This is a genomic window from uncultured Litoreibacter sp. (assembly GCF_947501785.1).
Taxonomy (GTDB): domain Bacteria; phylum Pseudomonadota; class Alphaproteobacteria; order Rhodobacterales; family Rhodobacteraceae; genus Litoreibacter.
The window spans coordinates 3,148,707-3,165,892 of sequence record NZ_CANMXB010000001.1 but is presented as its reverse complement, the minus strand read 5'-3'; the positions used below and the strand labels follow the sequence as shown (position 1 = coordinate 3,165,892).

The window sequence follows — 17,186 nt, the reverse complement described above, 5'->3', positions numbered from 1 at the left end:
CAAGAGGGCCGTGAACTGCTGTTTCAAGCTACTCCATCTAGTTTCATTCGTTTCGAAGAAAACCTGAAAACCTACTAAAAACAGTAATTTCTCTGCTTCACACTGTTTCATTCTGTCTCAGAGTAATCCATATATTGAGGGTGGATCATAGGGTGGACAGAACTTGAGGGAATTGAACAAGCTTTCCGCTGCCGGGTTAAAGGGCCTGCCGGAAGGAAAACACGGCGATGGTGGCGGACTTTGGTTTCACAGGCGCGCTGATGGTGGCGCGCAATGGTTCCTTCGCGTTGTAGTCCATGGTAAGCGCCGCGAGATGGGTCTTGGTCGATATCCCGACGTGAGCCTGAAAGAAGCCAGGGGGAATGCGGACAGAGGCAAGGCACTCGCCAGAGCAGGCATTGATCCGATCAAGGACCGTGAAAGGAAGCGCCGCGAAGCCCTCAGCAGGCTGCACGTTCTCAAAGACATCGCGGAGGACGCGTTCGAAAGCCGCAAGGCAGAGTTGAAAGATGATGGTACTGCTGGCCGTTGGTTCACCCCGTTGGAGCTACATGTCTTGCCGAGACTCGGTAAAGTGCCTGTTTCTGAAATCGACCAGCGCGACATCCGCGATACCCTTGCACCCATCTGGCATGAGAAGGCTGACACAGCACGCAAGGCCATGAACCGCTTAAGCATCTGTCTTCGACATGCCGCAGCGCTCGGTCTTGAAGTGGACTTGCAGGCGACTGAGAAGGCAAAGGCGCTTTTGGGCAAGCAGAGGCACATTGCGAAAAACGTTCCCTCAATGCCATGGCAGGAGGTGCCCGCGTTTTATCAGTCTCTTGACGACAGCATAACAGAGTTAGCTCTTAGGTTGCTTATCTTGACGGGGCTGCGTTCAAAGCCAATTCGGTTTGCGCGGTTGGATCAGATTGAAAGTAACGTTTGGACTGTCCCGGCTGAGATGATGAAGGGACGGAAAGACGCAACAACTGAATTCAGGGTGCCACTTTCAACCGAGGCGTTAGCGGTGATCGAAATGGCGTCAAAATTTGAGCGCGATGGGTTCTTGTTTCCAAACCAAAGGAGAGGAGTCATTTCAGATGCAACCATGAGCCGGTACATGGAGCGCAAAGAAATTGAAGCGCGGCCGCATGGGTTTCGCTCCAGTCTCAGAACATGGTGCGCGGAGGCAACCGATGCCCCTTGGGAGGTCGCAGAGATGTGCTTGGGCCATTCTGTCGGGTCCGGTGTCGAGCGCGCTTATAAGCGGACAGACTATTTGGAGAAGCGGGCTGGGTTAATGGAGAGATGGGCAAATCTTCTGAACAGGAAGTCTGACGACATTGTACGGCTATTATCGTGATGCCAGACGATTTGGTGCCTAGAAAGCTCAGCTTGGGAAATGACCCGAACCCAATGACAACAAGGGACAGGGCTGAAGAAAAACTAGTCCTCTCTCGTGGAGATTATTTGTCTGCATTATCTGAAGCGATGCTCAAGGGTGCAATAATCGGCATCAAATGGTCTGGAAAGAAGCGGCCTGTTGGGCGTCCAAAATCAAGAAAATTACACGGTATTAACGCAGAACGCGCCTGGGCAATTGCGCCGGTTATGCTGATGTTAGGTGAGAATGCTAACGTCAAGACAGCTATTTTGCTTGCCCAATATTTTGGTAGAGAGCCAAGACTTTTGGACAGAGAAGAAACACGCGAATCTTCAGTGCGGTTCCACAGGCTATTTCCAAATTCCACCACAATTGAGAGCCTGGAAACATCAGTTTCTAGAGGAAAGAGGGAGTTGGGTCTGCCTGGCGATTGGCACAAGCATGACGCTTGGAAAGAGCCGAGCAGTTGAATTTAATTAGATGCGGTTTTGATCAAATGATTTTGGCCGCATCCTAAGGCATGAGTTGACCACCGAATAAACAAGGTGGTCACATATGAAGTACCTCAACCTCAACCAACTTTCTGACAAGCTCGCTGGACGGTCCCGCTCATCGATACTTCGTGATATCGAAGGTGGACTTCTTCCCAAGCCGGTCAAGTTCGGCGGTCGCCTCTACTGGGTAGACTCCGAAATTGACGAGGCATTCAACGCCATCCGGCAAGCCACCTAAGAAAAACCCCCACTCAATCTCAGGATCGAGCAGGGGCGATATCTGTATTGAGCAAAAGCAGACTAACGCGTTCGGTCCGGCACCTCAATATCGGAAGATACCACGATGAACCCAATCCCCAACAGGTCTCCAGAGAACATGCTTCGTATAGAGGCATGGCGCGACCTGACAAGTGCTAAGGAATGGCAGGCGTACCTCGTTACGCCACAGGACAGCGACCCACACACGATCAAGGTTCGCAAAAATGGCCGGATGGTCCTCGATGCTTTGATCGCGCAGCCGGTTCTCTGCGCTAGCCCTGTCCGCCTGTCCGACAAGGTATCGATCCTCAAGAACGAGTACGGTATCGGTATCGGTATCGGTATCGGTATCGGTATCGGTATCGGTATCGGTATCGGTATCGGTATCGAAACGAAAATGTATAACAACGATGCCGCAACTGATCGCGCTAAATTCGGGGTATATTTTCTGAAGGGTGCAGTGACCCCAATCAACGGAGGGGCATCGTAATGCAGACCCGCACACAAACCCCGCGCCAGTTGCAGGAACGTCGTATCCGTTGGACCCATAGCCTTGCCCCAACTCTTGCCGCGCTGATCGCCCGGCTGCATTACGGGGAAGTGATCTGATGGCCAGCCGTTCGTATGCGCAAATTGGTTGCACGCTGCCTTCTTCCAAGAAGCTTAGGAAGCTTCAATCACACAAGGCACGGTGGGCGTACATATGCGCCCACCTCTCTCCCCTTGGCAATTACACCGGCATGTTTAGATACCCGCTAGCTGTCTGGGCAGATGACGCGTCTCTCTCGGTTTCGGAACTTGAAAGCTACATCGATGAGCTCGAAACCGTCGGTTTGATCGAGTTCGACCCTGATGAACAAGTGGTTCGCATTGTGGCGTGGTTTCATAAGAAAAACTGCCCCGAGAATGCGTCGCGAATGATCAGTCTTGTTGGCGACTACTACATGTCCGACAGCGTAAATCTGGACATGTACTGCAGATCAGTTTCCGAGTTCGTTGTTGGGTCCATTCGACGTGCCCAGGGTTGGAAGCAAGACAGCCCTGACTGGCCAAAATTGCGGGAGTGTTTTCAGCCATTTCTCCGCCAAACCTACCAAGACTACGGAAACACCTTCATGAACACGCTGGCAACCGAGGTTCTGGAATCTGGCAAGGCCGTAAGGGCCGAGATTTGTTCTCTTTTTCCACTTTGTGATGATGCACTTTCTTCTCTCGAGGCGCCACCCTGCCCCCACCCTGTAGACACCCTGCCGCCATACGACACGAGACGAGACGACACCTACACGACACAAAAAAAAGACGGAGACGAAAAAAAGACGGCGCAATTCTCGAATTCATCGCATCGTTCAGACGAGGCACCTTCTGAGCAGCCGGTGGAGTTGCATAGAATTGGTGGAGATGGATTGACGCGTAGCTCAATGATCAAACGGAGCAAATTGGCGATGGAATCCAGAAGCGCTGCAGGTGGGTGAAGGAGCAGTTTGTTGATCCTCTACGTCCTCACACACCACGACCAGATCATCCCAATCGGGCTCACATATCTGGCATTTCTGCTCGCGCCGCATCACGATAACCAAGGAACTGACCAATGGGACCATATGACGAACCACGGATCATTGACGGGCCTGCTGACTTCAAAACACTAGTTAGCCCTGAAGAACCTGCGGGGTCTGTTCTTGGCGCGGCTTTCTGAACACTTCTCCGACACCACATTGGAAGAATTGAATTGCGCAATCGCAACAGCGCATTCCAAAGCGGAAGCAAATAATGCCGTCATAAAGCGAGGTCCCAATGCGTAAAGATGTACCAGAAATTAAGCGTAATAACGCTTCAAAAACGCCATACACTGACGAAACCGGTAACTTTGCAAAAGGCAATCCCGGTCGTCCAAAGGGAGCGCGGAACAAGGCCACCGTTGCCGTTCTGGGGCTACTAAATGGTCAAGCTGAGGAGTTGACGCAGGCTGCAATCTCCAGAGCGCTCGAAGGAGATAGTACCGCTTTGAGGCTGTGCATGGAACGGATCGCACCGCCCCCCAAGGATCAACCGGTTCAATTTGATCTGCCGACTATCGATACGGCTGACGAAGCTGCGGGTGGGGCGAGGGCAGTGCTGGCCGCAGTCTCCAACGGCACGTTAACCCCACACGAAGCATCCTCCGTAATGGCGCTGATTGATCAGTTTCGCCGAACCCTTGAGTTAACCGAACTGGAAAAACGAGTATCAAATTTGGAGATGAAGTCAGCATGACAATTCAAAAGAGAGTTGAGAAACTGGAAAACGGAGGAAACAAAGGCACCATGATGATTGTCCATGAAAACTTGCATGGTGGCCCGTCCGCTTGTGACGTCCCGTGGGCGCACGTGCAATTTGAAAGTGGTATTGAGATTCGCCAGAAAGCGGACGAAAGCCGTAAAGATTTTGAGCATCGGTGCACCGAATCTTGGATCGGTGAGTATGGGATTCGACCGACTATCATTCATTCCGTGGCAAGTTTTGGTGAAAACTTGAAGGGTCTTTGACCATGCTAAAAAGAAGGTTGATCAAACTGGAAGACCGGCAGAACCCAAGTGCGACGCGCCAAGAGCCAACAACTCGCGAACTTGCAAGGGCAATGGCAGCAGTTCTCTCAGCAGGACAGCTTAGTAAGAGCGGGCCGGAAAGAGAGCTGGCCAAGCAAATTGCGGGCACTCTGAAAGAAGCAATACGAAGTGGTTAGTATCTCTCATCGGTTGTCTGCGTCATACCGACCTCGATGAAAGAGTGATTGCAGAAAGCGGGCGAGAATGGTCAGACAAATTCTTACCGCGTCGTGTCGCCCCGTTCGGTCGAGATGATGATAGGCCGGAACTGATTGAGCAGGACGGGTTTGAGTATTGACAGACCGCTATCAGCCTCTAAGCGGACGTTCGTTCTAGGCACTCTTTGGCGGCAGTGCGGACATTGCTGCTATTCACAAAGCTGAATTCAATGGCAGCTTTGAGGAAATCGGTGCGGCGTGTAACGTTGCAGGGAACAAAGCTTATTGAGTGATACTACTGAGCTGCGGAACAGATTGCTGGAGTAGCGTATGAAGGCCCTCGCATGGATCGGACAGCAACGAACCCGCGCGATCGCGGCTCTGGTGCTGATTGGAATATTGATTCCGCCGCTCGGGGCGTTACTCAAACCATACGTGACCGAGGCGGTTGTCGGCCTGCTCTGTATCGCCTTCCTGCGGATCGATATCTCTGCGGTCAGGGCATATCTCACCCGCCCCCGCCTTGTGGTCTTGGCCACCCTCTGGACGACGTTCGCAGTCCCTCTACTCTTTGTAGCGGGCACCCTTGCCACTGGTACGCCCGACGCGAGCCCCGCCCTTTTTCAGGGACTGATGTTGCAAGCTGTGGCGTCGCCGATGATGGCGGCTCCTGCCTTTGCCGCGCTGATGGGCCTCGATGCGACGCTCGTACTTGTCACCCTCGTCCTATCGACGGCGCTTACACCCATTTCGGCACCGTTCTTTGCGTCTTTTTTGTCCTCGGATTTGTCCCTTTCTCCGCTCGATCTCGGTCTGAAGCTTTTTGCAATACTTGCAGGCTCAGCCATTGCCGGTCTTCTCCTTCGACGCGTGATGGGGAAGGAGCGCATCGCGTCCCGCAGAGACGAAATCGACGGAGTAAACATTATCGTTCTGTTTGTTTTTGTCTCTGCCGTAATGGGCGAGATTGGCGTGGAGTTCCTGGAGCGTCCGGGCCTGATGCTAAGGCTCGTCGCGCTCGCATTCGTTGTGTTCGCTTTGCTGGTCGCAGTAACCTATTTCGTCTTTCGAGCATTTGGCCCTGACCGTGCATTTGCTATCGCGATGCTCACTTCACAAAGAAACATGGGACTGATGCTGGCCGGAACAGGCGGGCTCGTACCAAACCTGACATGGCTGTATTTCGCCGTTGCTCAGTTTCCGATCTATTTCTCACCAATGATGTTGCATCCGGTCGCGAAGCACCTCAAGTCTGGCAAAGATGGGTAAAGGCTGCAGTGAAAAGCGACCATTCGTTCGGTATGCAGCATCCAGTAGATTGGGCTCACTGCGGACCTCGGAGGCAGTGCAGCATCTTGGAACTTTTGACCTGCCCCAGCTTCGCATAGCGGCCCAATCCGGACCTTCGAGTGAAATTCATGTTTCCGCAGTCGCAGCCTGCAAAGCCGCCGTTCGCTACAAGCGCAAAGTAAGGGGTCTTCAGAACTCGCTGACGGCGTACAACACCAACTCTTAGATCGCCGACGCAAAGGCGAGCCTAACCAAAATCCAGCGCGGCGTTGGCATCGCCGTCAAAAACCGGGCGCATGAAGTACCGGACATAGCGTTTGATGCAGCCTGTCTCACGAGCGAATTCAAAGACGGCTTGGCAACAATCATCCGTTTTGATCTTTTCCCGGTAACGTTCGTACTCCGCCAAGCTTTCGAATGAAAAGGATGCAGTCGCAAGATCACTTGGCCCCTCATGGGGCAGAAGGTAGCCGTGATGAGTTCCGCCAAACCTCTCGACCAGAGCAATCCAGGATTTTCCGTAAGCTTCAAATTCGGCCAGGTTTCCTGGTGTGAGTTCGTATTGAATAAAACATGTGATCATTCCTGTGCTATCTCCGTTCAGTTTCATCCATGTCGTTGTTTCCTGATCGTCACTCCGCGCCAGTGTTTCCTCCCCCTATGAGACAGGGTTCTTTAGCCCGGACTGATCAACCGCGCACCGTCCAAATAGACCTGTCGCCACTTGATGATCGAATACGATTTCCTGAGGCCAGTCGGCCAAAATGGATCTTCGCGCACCAGTCGATCCACCTCATCCTCTGACCCAGCGTCTACGATCCACAACCCATCGCGTCCAAGTCCTGCAGTGTCCAACAACGGTCCGGCGGCACTTATTCGGTCCGAGTATTTCTCAAGGAAATCGAGGTGTTTGGTCATAAAGGTTGTGCGGATGTCTGGGTCGGCATCTGCCGCATCTTCGAACAGGATGATGAACTTCATATTCTGGCCTCCGTTAAGTCTCCTGAGACCATAATTGGCACGTCAACACTGAAGATTGTCCTCGTAAATTTGACGCTTTACTCTGCAAGAATGCAGGGTCACGATTGGAACGATCTCAAGTATCTCTTGGCGCTTCACCGCGAAGGTAAGTTAACGCAGGCAGGCCGCACGCTGGGTGTCAGCGAAACAACGGTGGCCCGCAGGGTCAGAGGGTTGGAGGCGTCAATAAAAACCGCGTTATTCGTGCGCAGTGCAAGTGGACGCTACGAACCAACGGACGCAGCGTTGAAAATCTTGCCTTACGCTGAAGCTGTAGAGGCAGGGAACCTCGCGATAAGCACAGTGTCTGGCGAGAGCGCACAGCGCGTTACAGGAAGTGTTCGGATCAGTTCGGTGCCAATTATCGTTAACAGATTCCTCGTTCCCAACCTCGCCACTTTGGAACGGTTGCATCCAAACCTCTCCGTTGAACTCGTTCCCAGCTCGGGCAATCTGGATCTGTTTAAACGAGAAGCAGATCTCGCCGTGCGCTTTGCACGTCCATCCGGAGGAGGCTTGAGAACAAAAGCCCAAAGGCTCGGCAAGTTATCATTTGCGGCATACGCTCCAAGTTCGACGTCATCAGACCAAGATGCGGCTTTGAGATGGATTACCTATGACGAGGCGCACTTGGACTTGCCACAGGCGCGTTGGCTTGAAAACGCCGTGAAGTCCTCCGAAAGACGGGCCAATCTAAGAATTGCGGACGCTGAGACAGGTATGCGGGCCGTCGCGGAAGGAATTGGCAAGACACTTCTGCCAAGGGCAATTGCATCAGCCGATCCGCGAGTTCGAGAAGTCGAATTTAGCGGAAGCGCGAGATATCCAACCAGAGAAGTATGGATGTTGTCGCATGTTGACCAAACCTCAAGACTGTCAATCACAGCAGCTAAAGATTGGCTGATCAATCTGAACTGGACTTTAGGCGCGACTTGAAAGTGGCCATTGAAGCCAGACGCGTCAATTGCAGCTTTGGGGCTCACCGCCATCCGAAGCAACGCAATATCTCATAGATGGTCCGAATTCGCAGTGTTGGGGACGGCCCTTAGCTGCCGTTCATCACCTACCTGAGATTTTGCGGTAGGAGCTCGCAATGCGGACATTCGCTGCAGGCATGGAACTACGGTCCAGGTTAATCACAGTTTGCGCGGCATTTCGGAGTTATTGCTGCGATCACCCCAATGTCCGTTCCCGATTTTTCTTTTTGGGTATTGGTGTCGTTCGATCCCTCAGCGCTCTCGGCTGGCATCATTTGGCAACTGGATACAGTTATTCGTGCCAGAGATGGCATGCCACTTTATGCCCAACGCCGGCGCTTTCAAGCTGTGGCTCTTCAATCCGGCAACGGTCGATTGCCACCGGGCAGCGAGTTTGGAATTTGCATCCTGGCGGTGGGTTGGTCGGAGACGGTATTTCGCCTTCCAGCTTTTGCGCCTTGCCACGGTCGTCGGGGTCCAGCGATGGGATCGCCGACAGCAACGCCTTCGTATAGGGATGCAACGGACCAGAAAACAGGGCGCGAGTGGGCGCAGTTTCGACGAGGCGGCCAAGATACATCACAGCCACATGGTCGCACACATGGGCCACCACGCTTAGATCGTGACTGATGAATAGAAAAGTCAGTCCCATATCTTCCTGGATGGATTTCAGCAAGTTCAGCACATCCGCCTGAATGGAGACGTCCAATGCCGCCACGCTTTCGTCTGCTACAATAAATTTAGGACCTGACACTAAGGCCCGTGCAATTGAAATGCGTTGTCGCTGGCCTCCGGAAAAGGCATGGGGGAACCGGCGCAGATGCTCGACATTCAACCGGCATTTAGTCGCGATTTCTCGCACGCGGGCATCAATTTCCTCGCGGGATTGTGCCAGCCCCATGACCTCCAGCGGCTCAGCAATAATATCGCGCACAGTCATGCGCGGGCTGAGTGCGGCGTAAGGGTCCTGAAAGATCAGCTGCGCGCGTTTGCGGTAATCCTTCAATTCTTTCTTTCCAAGGTTCTTCAGAGAATAATCCACTTCCCCATCGTCAAACAACACATCACCTGTGCTGATCGGTGCGGCACGTAGCATGGCGCGGCCAAGCGTTGTCTTGCCCGATCCGGATTCCCCCACTAGGCCAAAGAAACTGCCCGGTGCGATCTCGATGCTGACATCCTCAACTGCACGCACGAAGGGCGCAGGACCTACAATACCGCCGCGCAAATGGTAGTGAACAGACAGGTTCCGGGTTGCGATTAAAGGCGTCAGGGTCATGTCGAGCTCTCAGTGGGGTCATAAAGGTGGCATGCCGCCGCGTGATCGCCGTCAACGTTTGAAAATTCCGGAATCTCTTCTGCACAGCGCGGTCCGAAAACCTCCTGGCAACGCGTATTGTAGACGCATCCGGGCGGGCGTTCCAAAGGCGACGGGATGTCGCCGGGGATCGGCGTTAAAGGCGCGTCGATATCATCAAGGGTTGGCAGGGCTGCCAACAGCCCGCGCGTGTACGGATGCGCCGGGCGGCGGATCACATCGCGCACTGAGCCCTGTTCCACCAAACGACCCAGATACATTACGGCAACCTTATCGGCAGTCTGCGCAACCACTCCGAGGTCATGCGTGATGAAGATAATGCCCATACCAAATTCGGACACGAGGTCTTTCATCAGGTCGATCACCTGGGCCTGAATGGTCACATCCAGCGCCGTGGTCGGTTCATCAGCGATGAGCAACTTAGGTTTCGTTGACAGGGCCATTGCGATCATGGCGCGTTGCCGCATCCCACCGGACAGCTCAAAGGCATACTGGCCAAAACGGGTCAAAGGATCGGAAATGCCGACGCGATCCAGCATCTCGATTGAGACCTCTTTGGCCTGCGGTTTGGAGTAGCCAGTGTGGATCAACAATTGCTCGACCATCTGGTCGCCAATTGTGATCGCAGGCGCAAAACTGGCCATGGGCTCCTGAAAGATCAGAGAGATAGCCCCGCCGCGTACGATCTTCATATCGCGGTCGTTTTGCAGGGACATCACATCGACAGGGCCATCATCCAGATGCAGTGTGATCTTTGTGTCTGGGCCGTAAATGGCATTGCGCGGGTTCAGCTTCATGAGAGATTTGGCCGTCACCGATTTGCCAGATCCGCTTTCACCGACCAATCCCATGACCTCCCCCGCCTCAAGGCTGAAGGTGACATCGTCGACGGCGGTGATACGGCCCTCGTCGGTGTCGAATTGTAAGGTCAGGTTTTCGACGTCAATCAGGCGGCTCATTTTTTGGAGTCTCCGTAAGGGTCAGCGGCGTCGCGCAAACCGTCGCCAACAAAGACAAAGGCCATGACCAAGACGATGAAAAAAATCACTGGTATGAAATACCATTGATAATTCAGCAGCACGTCAGCGCTGGTGACGTTTTGCAGCATGACACCCAGCGAATTGACCGGATCTTTCAAACCTAGGCCGATGAAGCTGAGCGCGGTTTCCGACAGCACCATGTAGGGAAAGGAAATCACCAGATCGACGATGATGTAGCTGGTGAAGCTAGGCAGCAAATGCTTGCGGATAACATGGCCTGAGGATGCGCCACACAGCTGGGCGGCCAGCACATATTCTTGGTTTCTCTCGGTCAGAAGATGCGTCCGGACGCGACGCGCCAGCGTCGGCCAGCCGATGAAACCGAGGATTATTGAGATGAAGAAGAACCTCTCTTCTGCGCTCCAAGTGTCTGGAATGAAGGCAGCGAGCGCCATGAACAGAGGGATTGCTGGAATGGTACGCACCGCATCGGTCACCATCTGAATAACGGAATCCACCCATCCCCCATAATAGCCCGATATGCCCCCAATGATCAGCGCCAGCACAAAGGCGATGAACACGCCAATGGTGCCCACGGCCAGCGACGTGTTGATGGCATGAAACGTGCGCGAGAAGATGTCCTTGCCAGTGGAATCCGTACCGAACAGGTGAATGAAGCCTTCTTCCAAACCGAACAGATGCGTGTCGAAGGTCAGGCCCAGATATTTGTACTCGGATCCTTCGACAAAAAACTGCACATAGAGCCGTTCATCCAAGTTGATCTTGGTGACCCAGCGGAAATTCGTGGCGGCAGAGCGTTCCCGTTCCACCCCATAAATGAATGGCCGCAGGGAGCAGCCGTTGTCGTCACAGAATTGTGGAACGGTCGGTGCGCCGTTCAGGTAGTCCTTGTCACGGCCCGCGATGGTTGGGTCGTAAGGCGTCAGGAACGGCGCGAAGAGGCCCGACAAAATCAAGATAACCAACACCCAAGTGCCCACCATGGCCGCCTTTTGTTTTTTGAATCTAGTCCAGATCAACTGTCCCTGTGAGGCGGTGAAATAGGCGTCTTTGGCGCTTTGATCAGTGGTGTAGATATTGGGCTTAGACATGTGATTTATCCCAAAATGCTACGCCGAACGCGCGGGTCTACAATGGCGAGCGCGATATCGGTGATAAAGTTAATGGCGACTATGCTTCCGGTCAGAAAGAAGATGATGGCACCTGCGAGCTGTTGATCGTTGGATCTAGCCAAGGCCTCGATCAGCAGCGAGCCGGCTTCAGTCAGCGTCAGTATCAGCGCCACAATTGGCAGCTCGTTGAAGATGCGGTTCAAATCGAAGCCGAGCGAGTTGATGATCGGGCTGAGTGCGTGACGGGCCGGGTATCGCATCAACAACCTGCGCCCAGACACCCCGCGTGCTAAGGCGGCGGTGACATAAAGCTTGCTGATTTCGTCCGACATCAACGCACGCACCGTCTGGATGGCAAAGGCTGTAGCGGACCAGCCGAGGATGAACACCGGTAGCCAGACATGGCCAAGGAAGTCTTTGATCTTGTCCCAGTTCCAAGGCGCATCGCGGTGTTCAGCCGAAAACAACCCAGTCAAACTATCACCGAACATGACCGTCGAAAACAGCATGATCATCAGCGCCAGCAGGAAGTTTGGCAGCGCCAGCCCAAGGTAGCTGACGATCCGCAGGCCGTTATTCAAAAACGGGTTGCGCGAAGTCGCGGCAATGATGCCGACCGGAATGGCAATGAGATAAGCCAGCAGCAGCGACCCGAGGCAAATGCCGATGCTCAGCCAGACCTTTTGACCGAGCAGTTGATTGATGTTGAGACGCAGAATGCAACTGTCGCCGAACTCGCCTTGGAATGCATTGAAGATCCAGCTCGTCCAGCGTTGCAGATAGGGCCTGTCCAGCCCAAGACGGACTCGTTCCGCTTCAATATCGGCAATGGAGATTGAGGCCCCTTGCGAGTTCTTGAAGGCCAGGTAGCGCTCTGCGCAGTCGCCCGGAACGAGCTCCATAAGTGAGAACACAATGAAGGACACAAGACAGAGTGTGAAAAAGGCCAATACAGCGCGGACCGCCGCAAATCGAATAAACTGGACCATTGATTATGGTGCCCCGCAGCAAGTTCCGGCTGCTGCGGGCCCAAATGCCGGGCCCGCAACGTTGTCGCGTTCGTCAGTTGGCGGTCTTATTCGTCAAGAAACCACTGTGACGGCCGGTAGGGGTAGGACCGGTAGTAGGCGTAGGAGGCTGTCTTGAACTCGGTGAAGTTCTTCAACGCTGTCGCGCGGTAGATTGGCTTTTGTTCCTTCACGGTGCCAATGAACAGCAAATTGCCGGTCATGTTCGCAACCAGCTTCAGGCCCAGCGCGTCTGATTCAGGCGTGCCGACAGGTGTTGCCTGAAATGCTTTGACGTCCTCCATCATTTCCTTGGCAAAGGCCGGAGGCTCGACACCTGCTGCACCGTCGGAATCAACATACTCGCCCCACAACATTGCAGTGCGCATGTTGAAGTAATTGTCATATGGCGGAATGAAGATTTCGCCATTCCCAAGAACGACAGCCAGCGGGACGCTTTTCTCGTACATGGTGACATCAAGCTGGTTCGAGGATTGCAAAGAGCGATACTCGTCCGTCGTGACTTCCTTGACCGTGTTGTTGACACCCACGTCGCGCCAGCTTTGGCCGACCAGCTCGACAATCTTGATGGATATCCCTTGGGTCGCCACTTGCAGGTTCAAGATCAGCGGATCGCCATTTGGCAATTCGCGCATGCCGTCGCCATCCGCGTCCACAACGCCGATTTCGTCCAGCAAGGTTTTGGCCATCTCTGGGTCGTGCTGCGCAAAATGCTGCTCCCATTCCGACGTCACAAAGTCTGGCGTGGGCGAAAATCCTATATATTGCTGCGGCGTGCCAAGACCGAACATCACGACCTCGTTGATCTCGTCTCGGTTCATGGCGACAGACATAGCTTGGCGGAATTTCAGGTCGCCGAAGACCTTGCGTTTTTCCAGATCCTCTGATGTCACGTTGAAAGCAAAAGTCGGCATCGTGATATCAGGCTTTAGGTCAACGGCAAAGCCGCCATTGTCCTGATTTTCCATCAGCAGCGGGACGTAGTCCATCTGCAATGCCTGCGCTTTATAGTCAACTTCGCCATTGACCAGTTTCAGCAACCGCACTTCGCTTTCGCCAACAAAGATCTCGTCCATCTCATTTATGTAGGGAAGCTGGTTGCCGACCGTGTCCACCATGTAGAAATAAGGATTGGCAACGAAGCGACGCCCCTCGGTCGTTTCGGAAATCACGATGTGGCTTTCCAAGGTGGGCGCGGCATCCAGCGGTAGGTTTGCAACCTTGTCAGGATGAGCCAACATCGGCGTAGGCGTGTCCATCCAGTCAGAGCTGCCGTAATAGGCTTTGATCAGGTCATATCCCCCCTCAAACCCTAACGACTTGGCCAAAGCGTCAGCCTCTGAATTTACGTCAGGGTGATATTGCCCCAGGAAGTGCTTGGGCTGAAAGCCCTGCGCATAATGGTTGGCAAAATGCGCCAAAAAACCGGGCTTTGGCGACGGCATGTTGAACCGCACCGTCAGCGGGTCAATCACGTCGACGGTCATCGCTTCACCACCCGCCAAGACATAGTCCTTCGGGCTTTCAATCACGTTGGCGTCGAGCGCCAGGTTCTCATACCAAAACTCAACGTCTTCCGCTCCAAACGGCGCACCATCAGACCATTTATGGCCTTCACGCAAGACAAATGTCAGCTGAGTGAAATCGTCATTCCAAGACCAGCTCTTGGCGACATTTGGCACAATCGTTGTCAGGTCATCGGCGTAACGCACCAAATTAACATGGCGCACGGACATAAATTCGGAGGTGCCGGACTCGGTTGCATTGGACAGCGCATTGAACGTACCGCCATAGCTGCCAATCATATCATAAGGCGCTACGACCAGTGGTTCTGCGGGCAATCGGTCCGCCAAAGCCGGCATATCCGGGTTGCCCCGAATGCGGCCGTTCATTGCCGAGATATCGGGGTTTTCCGACATCTCCAGCGTGCAATCCGCCAGCATTTGAAATTCCGTCAATTCGTATTGCTGGGGGAAGGTCCCCGCCGCAACGCCCATTGGGTCAGACACGGTGGCCGCTGGGCATGCGGCCAATGCAGCCCCTGCGCTGGCCGTCAATATTACACCAGATAAGAGTATTTGCTTCATTAAAATCTCCCAATTTTATGTTCACGGTTCACCCGTGTTGTGATCTTTGGAGGTCGTGCTGATGCGTGCTTCCAGACGGAATAGCCCAGTTAACGTGGGTCACATGATGTCGCAGGAAGGGTGTGACATTCCTGATCTGGAATGCACTCGTTGTTTATGCCGACTTGCCGCTAGCGATCATGACGGAGCGTGCGATCGCTCAGTCAAGCTACAGGGTGTTTTTTGTCGGCCTCGACTGGCAAAACAAATACCCATAGCGCGCATGCATGACTGGTGCTTGCCATGACTTGGCAAGGCTCGCGCACAATGACTTGGACATTGGATTTCCCAGCAGATCGCACGAGTAAGTGCCATTAGGAGCAAGAAGTCAATTTTTTACTCTTCGGAGCCGCTACGCCAGCAACAGATAACCCAGCAAAACAAAATTCAACAGAACCCGCGCCCTTCTGTTATCCGGTAGCATACCAAAAGGACCGACATAATGAGTTTGCGAGTTCTCAGCGCTGAAATTGCGCATGAAACCAACACGTTCAACATTCACCCGACAACGCTTCAGCAATTCCAAGATCGGTATCTGCTGGATGGTAAGCAGGCCATTCTGGCGCGCGGTGACAAGAACACCGAGCTTGCCGGGCTTTTGGATACAGGTCGCGACCATGGCTGGGACATCAACCATGTCATCAGTGCCGCAGCCGGCCCTGGAGGGGTGGTTACCCGCGAAGCCTTCGACACAGTAACAGCGCCCTTGATGGAGGCCGCCTCTGATGGCCCTTGGAACGGCGTGTTCCTGATGCTTCACGGCGCGATGGTCACTGATTTTTGTGATGATGGCGAAGGCGAGATACTCAGAAATCTGCGTGCCGTCATTGGGCCTGATATCCCCATTGCCGTCACCTTGGACCCGCATGCCAATGTGACCACTGCGATGTGCGATCTTGCCCAAATTTTGGTCTCCTTCACGACCTACCCACATGTCGATATTCGCGCGACAGGACGCCGCGCTGCTGAGCTGCTGCAGCGGACCATGACCGGGGAAATTCATCCCCAAACCTTACGCTCCCACAGGCCGATGCTGGAAGAAGCCAATGGAGGCCGAACCGACCTAGGGCCCATGATTGCCCGTCACGCAATGGCGCGCGCCTACGAGACTCGCAAAGGCGTTTACGCCATCAGCATCAATGGCGCATTTCCATGCGCGGATATTTGGGAGGTTGGTCCGACCGTGCTTGTCACTTGTGACGGGGCATCGCAGGCGTATACCCGGATTTCCGAGACATTGGCAGACGACATCTGGGAGCAACGTAATGAAGTCCTAAATACTTACCTCACCGTTTGGGAGACCGCCGCAGCGGCGAAGAAATGGAACGGTGATGCGGGTCCCCTTATCATCGCAGATTACTCTGACAACCCTGGCTCCGGTGCCTATGGAGATGCCACAAATCTGTTGCAAGCAGTTTTGGAGGTTGGCGTGCAAAATGCCTGTTTCGGCCCACTGGTCGACCCGGTGGCGGTTGCAACACTGTCCGATCATGAAGTCGGCTCCGTCGTCACACTTAAAATTGGCGGCGGCACAGCTCCCGAACTCGGCGGCGGCCCTCTTCAGGTCACGGGCGTTATTAAATGGTCGGGCGACGGTCGCGTTGTGGGCAGCGGCCCTATATTGGGCGGCTTGGAGCGCAGCTTCGGCGCGACGATTGTTCTGGGGGTCGAGGGCATCGACATATTGATCGTCAGCATCGCCCACCAGATGCTTGACCTAAAGCAGTTCGAAACCTTCGGGATCGATCCCGCTGCCAAATCGACCGTCATATTGAAGTCAATGCAGCACTTTCGCGCCGCGTTTACTAGGTTAGCCGGGAGGATCATCATATGCGACAGCGGAGCGTTATGCACGCTGGACTATGCCTCTCTCGGGTACAAGAACGTGCCTAAACCAACGTTTCCTCTTAATTGAGTGTGTCGGATTTTAGTGCGAAGAAACGCACACACATGCACGCGTTTCTAACTGTTGTGCGCTGTCTTTGAGACGCGAACTTCATCAGGTTGATACGGCCAGTTCCTTGCGGCCAAGCGCAATTCCTTTGGAAGGCTCTTATTCGGCAATACCGAACCCGACATTGGTACGACCAGCAGCATCCGCCACTTTCGGCTCATAGCGGCCTTTAGGCTCGTGGTCATGATGCTGAGGCCGTGCCCGCATTGCCGACATTTGCTGCACCTGCAAAATTGCGGGATAGTCGAACTCACGCACTGCGGGACTTATCTGCCGTTAGGATTTTGCTTCTGAGTGGCTGCTTTGCGTGCTTTTTGGCTGCGGCAAAATGTACCTTGTGCGGAATGCATAACTTCAGCTTAGGTACTACAGGCACGCCTATCCACGGCGGGATCGGACACTGATCGTCGCCATTCTCAGTCTTGATTGAGTATGTAGCGGCCATCAGAATAGGCTCTCCCAAAGTAATGATTGAACTTATGACTAGTGGCAATCAAGG

19 protein-coding genes are annotated in these 17,186 nt (G+C 53.8%); 11 read left to right on the top strand and 8 right to left on the bottom strand.

Going from position 1 to position 17,186, the window contains the following annotated elements; all coding sequences use genetic code 11:
- Positions 1 to 163 precede the first annotated feature (163 nt).
- The 9 genes from Q0899_RS15700 to Q0899_RS15660 all read left to right on the top strand — a co-directional run bounded on the left by Q0899_RS15700 (position 164) and on the right by Q0899_RS15660 (position 6,130).
- On the top strand, positions 164 to 1,348 hold the full coding sequence (locus Q0899_RS15700; protein ID WP_299193993.1) for a site-specific integrase: 1,185 nt from the start codon (positions 164 to 166) through the stop codon (positions 1,346 to 1,348).
- A 53-nt stretch (positions 1,349 to 1,401) separates the two neighbouring features.
- Positions 1,402 to 1,839: a hypothetical protein gene (locus tag Q0899_RS15695; protein ID WP_298360549.1), complete on the top strand. Its 438-nt coding sequence runs from the start codon at positions 1,402 to 1,404 to the stop codon at positions 1,837 to 1,839.
- A gap of 85 nt (positions 1,840 to 1,924) precedes the next feature.
- A complete protein-coding gene (locus tag Q0899_RS15690) occupies positions 1,925 to 2,101 on the top strand; it encodes an AlpA family transcriptional regulator (RefSeq protein WP_299193991.1) in 177 nt (58 codons plus the stop codon).
- 105 nt (positions 2,102 to 2,206) lie between these two features.
- Positions 2,207 to 2,611 carry a hypothetical protein gene (locus Q0899_RS15685; RefSeq protein ID WP_299193989.1) on the top strand — a complete coding sequence of 135 codons (405 nt, stop codon included), beginning with the start codon at positions 2,207 to 2,209 and terminating at the stop codon, positions 2,609 to 2,611.
- 118 nt (positions 2,612 to 2,729) lie between these two features.
- Positions 2,730 to 3,593 carry a hypothetical protein gene (locus Q0899_RS15680; RefSeq protein WP_298360555.1) on the top strand — a complete coding sequence of 288 codons (864 nt, stop codon included), beginning with the start codon at positions 2,730 to 2,732 and terminating at the stop codon, positions 3,591 to 3,593.
- 12 nt (positions 3,594 to 3,605) lie between these two features.
- Positions 3,606 to 3,767: a hypothetical protein gene (locus Q0899_RS15675; RefSeq protein WP_298360556.1), complete on the top strand. Its 162-nt coding sequence runs from the start codon at positions 3,606 to 3,608 to the stop codon at positions 3,765 to 3,767.
- Between the two features lie 145 nt (positions 3,768 to 3,912).
- The gene (locus Q0899_RS15670) at positions 3,913 to 4,371 is read left to right on the top strand and encodes a hypothetical protein (RefSeq protein WP_298360558.1); all 459 of its coding nucleotides are present in this window, start codon (positions 3,913 to 3,915) and stop codon (positions 4,369 to 4,371) included.
- The gene (locus Q0899_RS15665) at positions 4,368 to 4,643 is read left to right on the top strand and encodes a hypothetical protein (RefSeq protein WP_299193987.1); all 276 of its coding nucleotides are present in this window, start codon (positions 4,368 to 4,370) and stop codon (positions 4,641 to 4,643) included. Before Q0899_RS15670 ends, Q0899_RS15665 begins: the two co-directional genes overlap by 4 nt.
- 548 nt (positions 4,644 to 5,191) lie before the next feature.
- Positions 5,192 to 6,130: a sodium:proton symporter gene (locus Q0899_RS15660; RefSeq protein ID WP_299193985.1), complete on the top strand. Its 939-nt coding sequence runs from the start codon at positions 5,192 to 5,194 to the stop codon at positions 6,128 to 6,130.
- Between the two features lie 268 nt (positions 6,131 to 6,398).
- Here Q0899_RS15660 and Q0899_RS15655 read toward each other — a convergent pair whose 3' ends face one another.
- Complete coding sequence (locus Q0899_RS15655; RefSeq protein WP_299193984.1) at positions 6,399 to 6,761, bottom strand: NIPSNAP family protein; 363 nt, start codon at positions 6,759 to 6,761, stop codon at positions 6,399 to 6,401.
- A gap of 65 nt (positions 6,762 to 6,826) precedes the next feature.
- Positions 6,827 to 7,132, bottom strand: a complete 306-nt coding sequence (locus Q0899_RS15650) for a YciI family protein (RefSeq protein WP_299193982.1) — start codon at positions 7,130 to 7,132, stop codon at positions 6,827 to 6,829.
- Here Q0899_RS15650 and Q0899_RS15645 point away from each other — a divergent pair.
- Positions 7,058 to 8,107: a LysR family transcriptional regulator gene (locus Q0899_RS15645; protein WP_299193980.1), complete on the top strand. Its 1,050-nt coding sequence runs from the start codon at positions 7,058 to 7,060 to the stop codon at positions 8,105 to 8,107. The two genes, Q0899_RS15650 and Q0899_RS15645, sit on opposite strands and share 75 nt — an antisense overlap.
- Before the next feature lie 333 nt (positions 8,108 to 8,440).
- Here Q0899_RS15645 and Q0899_RS15640 read toward each other — a convergent pair whose 3' ends face one another.
- The 5 genes from Q0899_RS15640 to Q0899_RS15620 form a co-directional block, all read right to left on the bottom strand.
- Positions 8,441 to 9,427 carry an oligopeptide/dipeptide ABC transporter ATP-binding protein gene (locus tag Q0899_RS15640; protein WP_299193978.1) on the bottom strand — a complete coding sequence of 329 codons (987 nt, stop codon included), beginning with the start codon at positions 9,425 to 9,427 and terminating at the stop codon, positions 8,441 to 8,443.
- Positions 9,424 to 10,425 (bottom strand): ABC transporter ATP-binding protein, encoded by a 1,002-nt coding sequence (locus Q0899_RS15635; RefSeq protein ID WP_299193976.1) that lies wholly within the window; start codon positions 10,423 to 10,425, stop codon positions 9,424 to 9,426. Before Q0899_RS15635 ends, Q0899_RS15640 begins: the two co-directional genes overlap by 4 nt.
- Positions 10,422 to 11,558: an ABC transporter permease gene (locus Q0899_RS15630; RefSeq protein ID WP_298359620.1), complete on the bottom strand. Its 1,137-nt coding sequence runs from the start codon at positions 11,556 to 11,558 to the stop codon at positions 10,422 to 10,424. Before Q0899_RS15630 ends, Q0899_RS15635 begins: the two co-directional genes overlap by 4 nt.
- 5 nt (positions 11,559 to 11,563) lie before the next feature.
- Positions 11,564 to 12,568, bottom strand: a complete 1,005-nt coding sequence (locus Q0899_RS15625) for an ABC transporter permease (RefSeq protein ID WP_298359617.1) — start codon at positions 12,566 to 12,568, stop codon at positions 11,564 to 11,566.
- A gap of 86 nt (positions 12,569 to 12,654) precedes the next feature.
- Positions 12,655 to 14,694 (bottom strand): ABC transporter substrate-binding protein, encoded by a 2,040-nt coding sequence (locus tag Q0899_RS15620; RefSeq protein WP_298359614.1) that lies wholly within the window; start codon positions 14,692 to 14,694, stop codon positions 12,655 to 12,657.
- A gap of 481 nt (positions 14,695 to 15,175) precedes the next feature.
- Here Q0899_RS15620 and Q0899_RS15615 point away from each other — a divergent pair, with 481 nt between their 5' ends.
- Positions 15,176 to 16,648, top strand: a complete 1,473-nt coding sequence (locus tag Q0899_RS15615) for a M81 family metallopeptidase (RefSeq protein ID WP_299193973.1) — start codon at positions 15,176 to 15,178, stop codon at positions 16,646 to 16,648.
- A 138-nt stretch (positions 16,649 to 16,786) separates the two neighbouring features.
- Here the strand turns inward: Q0899_RS15615 and Q0899_RS15610 are convergent, their stop codons facing one another.
- Positions 16,787 to 16,945, bottom strand: coding sequence for a hypothetical protein (locus tag Q0899_RS15610; RefSeq protein ID WP_298359608.1), 159 nt, complete (start codon positions 16,943 to 16,945; stop codon positions 16,787 to 16,789).
- Between the last annotated feature and the right edge of the window lie 241 nt (positions 16,946 to 17,186).

Bases quoted from the DNA above. Each gene is read 5' to 3' on its own strand.
- Q0899_RS15695 (WP_298360549.1), top strand. From the start codon at position 1,402: ATGACAACAAGGGACAGGGCTGAAGAAAAACTAGTCCTCTCTCGTGGA.
- Q0899_RS15690 (WP_299193991.1), top strand. From the start codon at position 1,925: ATGAAGTACCTCAACCTCAACCAACTTTCTGACAAGCTCGCTGGACGG.
- Q0899_RS15685 (WP_299193989.1), top strand. From the start codon at position 2,207: ATGAACCCAATCCCCAACAGGTCTCCAGAGAACATGCTTCGTATAGAG.
- Q0899_RS15680 (WP_298360555.1), top strand. From the start codon at position 2,730: ATGGCCAGCCGTTCGTATGCGCAAATTGGTTGCACGCTGCCTTCTTCC.
- Q0899_RS15670 (WP_298360558.1), top strand. From the start codon at position 3,913: ATGCGTAAAGATGTACCAGAAATTAAGCGTAATAACGCTTCAAAAACG.
- Q0899_RS15665 (WP_299193987.1), top strand. From the start codon at position 4,368: ATGACAATTCAAAAGAGAGTTGAGAAACTGGAAAACGGAGGAAACAAA.
- Q0899_RS15660 (WP_299193985.1), top strand. From the start codon at position 5,192: ATGAAGGCCCTCGCATGGATCGGACAGCAACGAACCCGCGCGATCGCG.
- Q0899_RS15655 (WP_299193984.1), bottom strand. From the start codon at position 6,761: ATGAAACTGAACGGAGATAGCACAGGAATGATCACATGTTTTATTCAA.
- Q0899_RS15650 (WP_299193982.1), bottom strand. From the start codon at position 7,132: ATGAAGTTCATCATCCTGTTCGAAGATGCGGCAGATGCCGACCCAGAC.
- Q0899_RS15640 (WP_299193978.1), bottom strand. From the start codon at position 9,427: ATGACCCTGACGCCTTTAATCGCAACCCGGAACCTGTCTGTTCACTAC.
- Q0899_RS15635 (WP_299193976.1), bottom strand. From the start codon at position 10,425: ATGAGCCGCCTGATTGACGTCGAAAACCTGACCTTACAATTCGACACC.
- Q0899_RS15630 (WP_298359620.1), bottom strand. From the start codon at position 11,558: ATGTCTAAGCCCAATATCTACACCACTGATCAAAGCGCCAAAGACGCC.
- Q0899_RS15625 (WP_298359617.1), bottom strand. From the start codon at position 12,568: ATGGTCCAGTTTATTCGATTTGCGGCGGTCCGCGCTGTATTGGCCTTT.
- Q0899_RS15620 (WP_298359614.1), bottom strand. From the start codon at position 14,694: ATGAAGCAAATACTCTTATCTGGTGTAATATTGACGGCCAGCGCAGGG.
- Q0899_RS15615 (WP_299193973.1), top strand. From the start codon at position 15,176: ATGAGTTTGCGAGTTCTCAGCGCTGAAATTGCGCATGAAACCAACACG.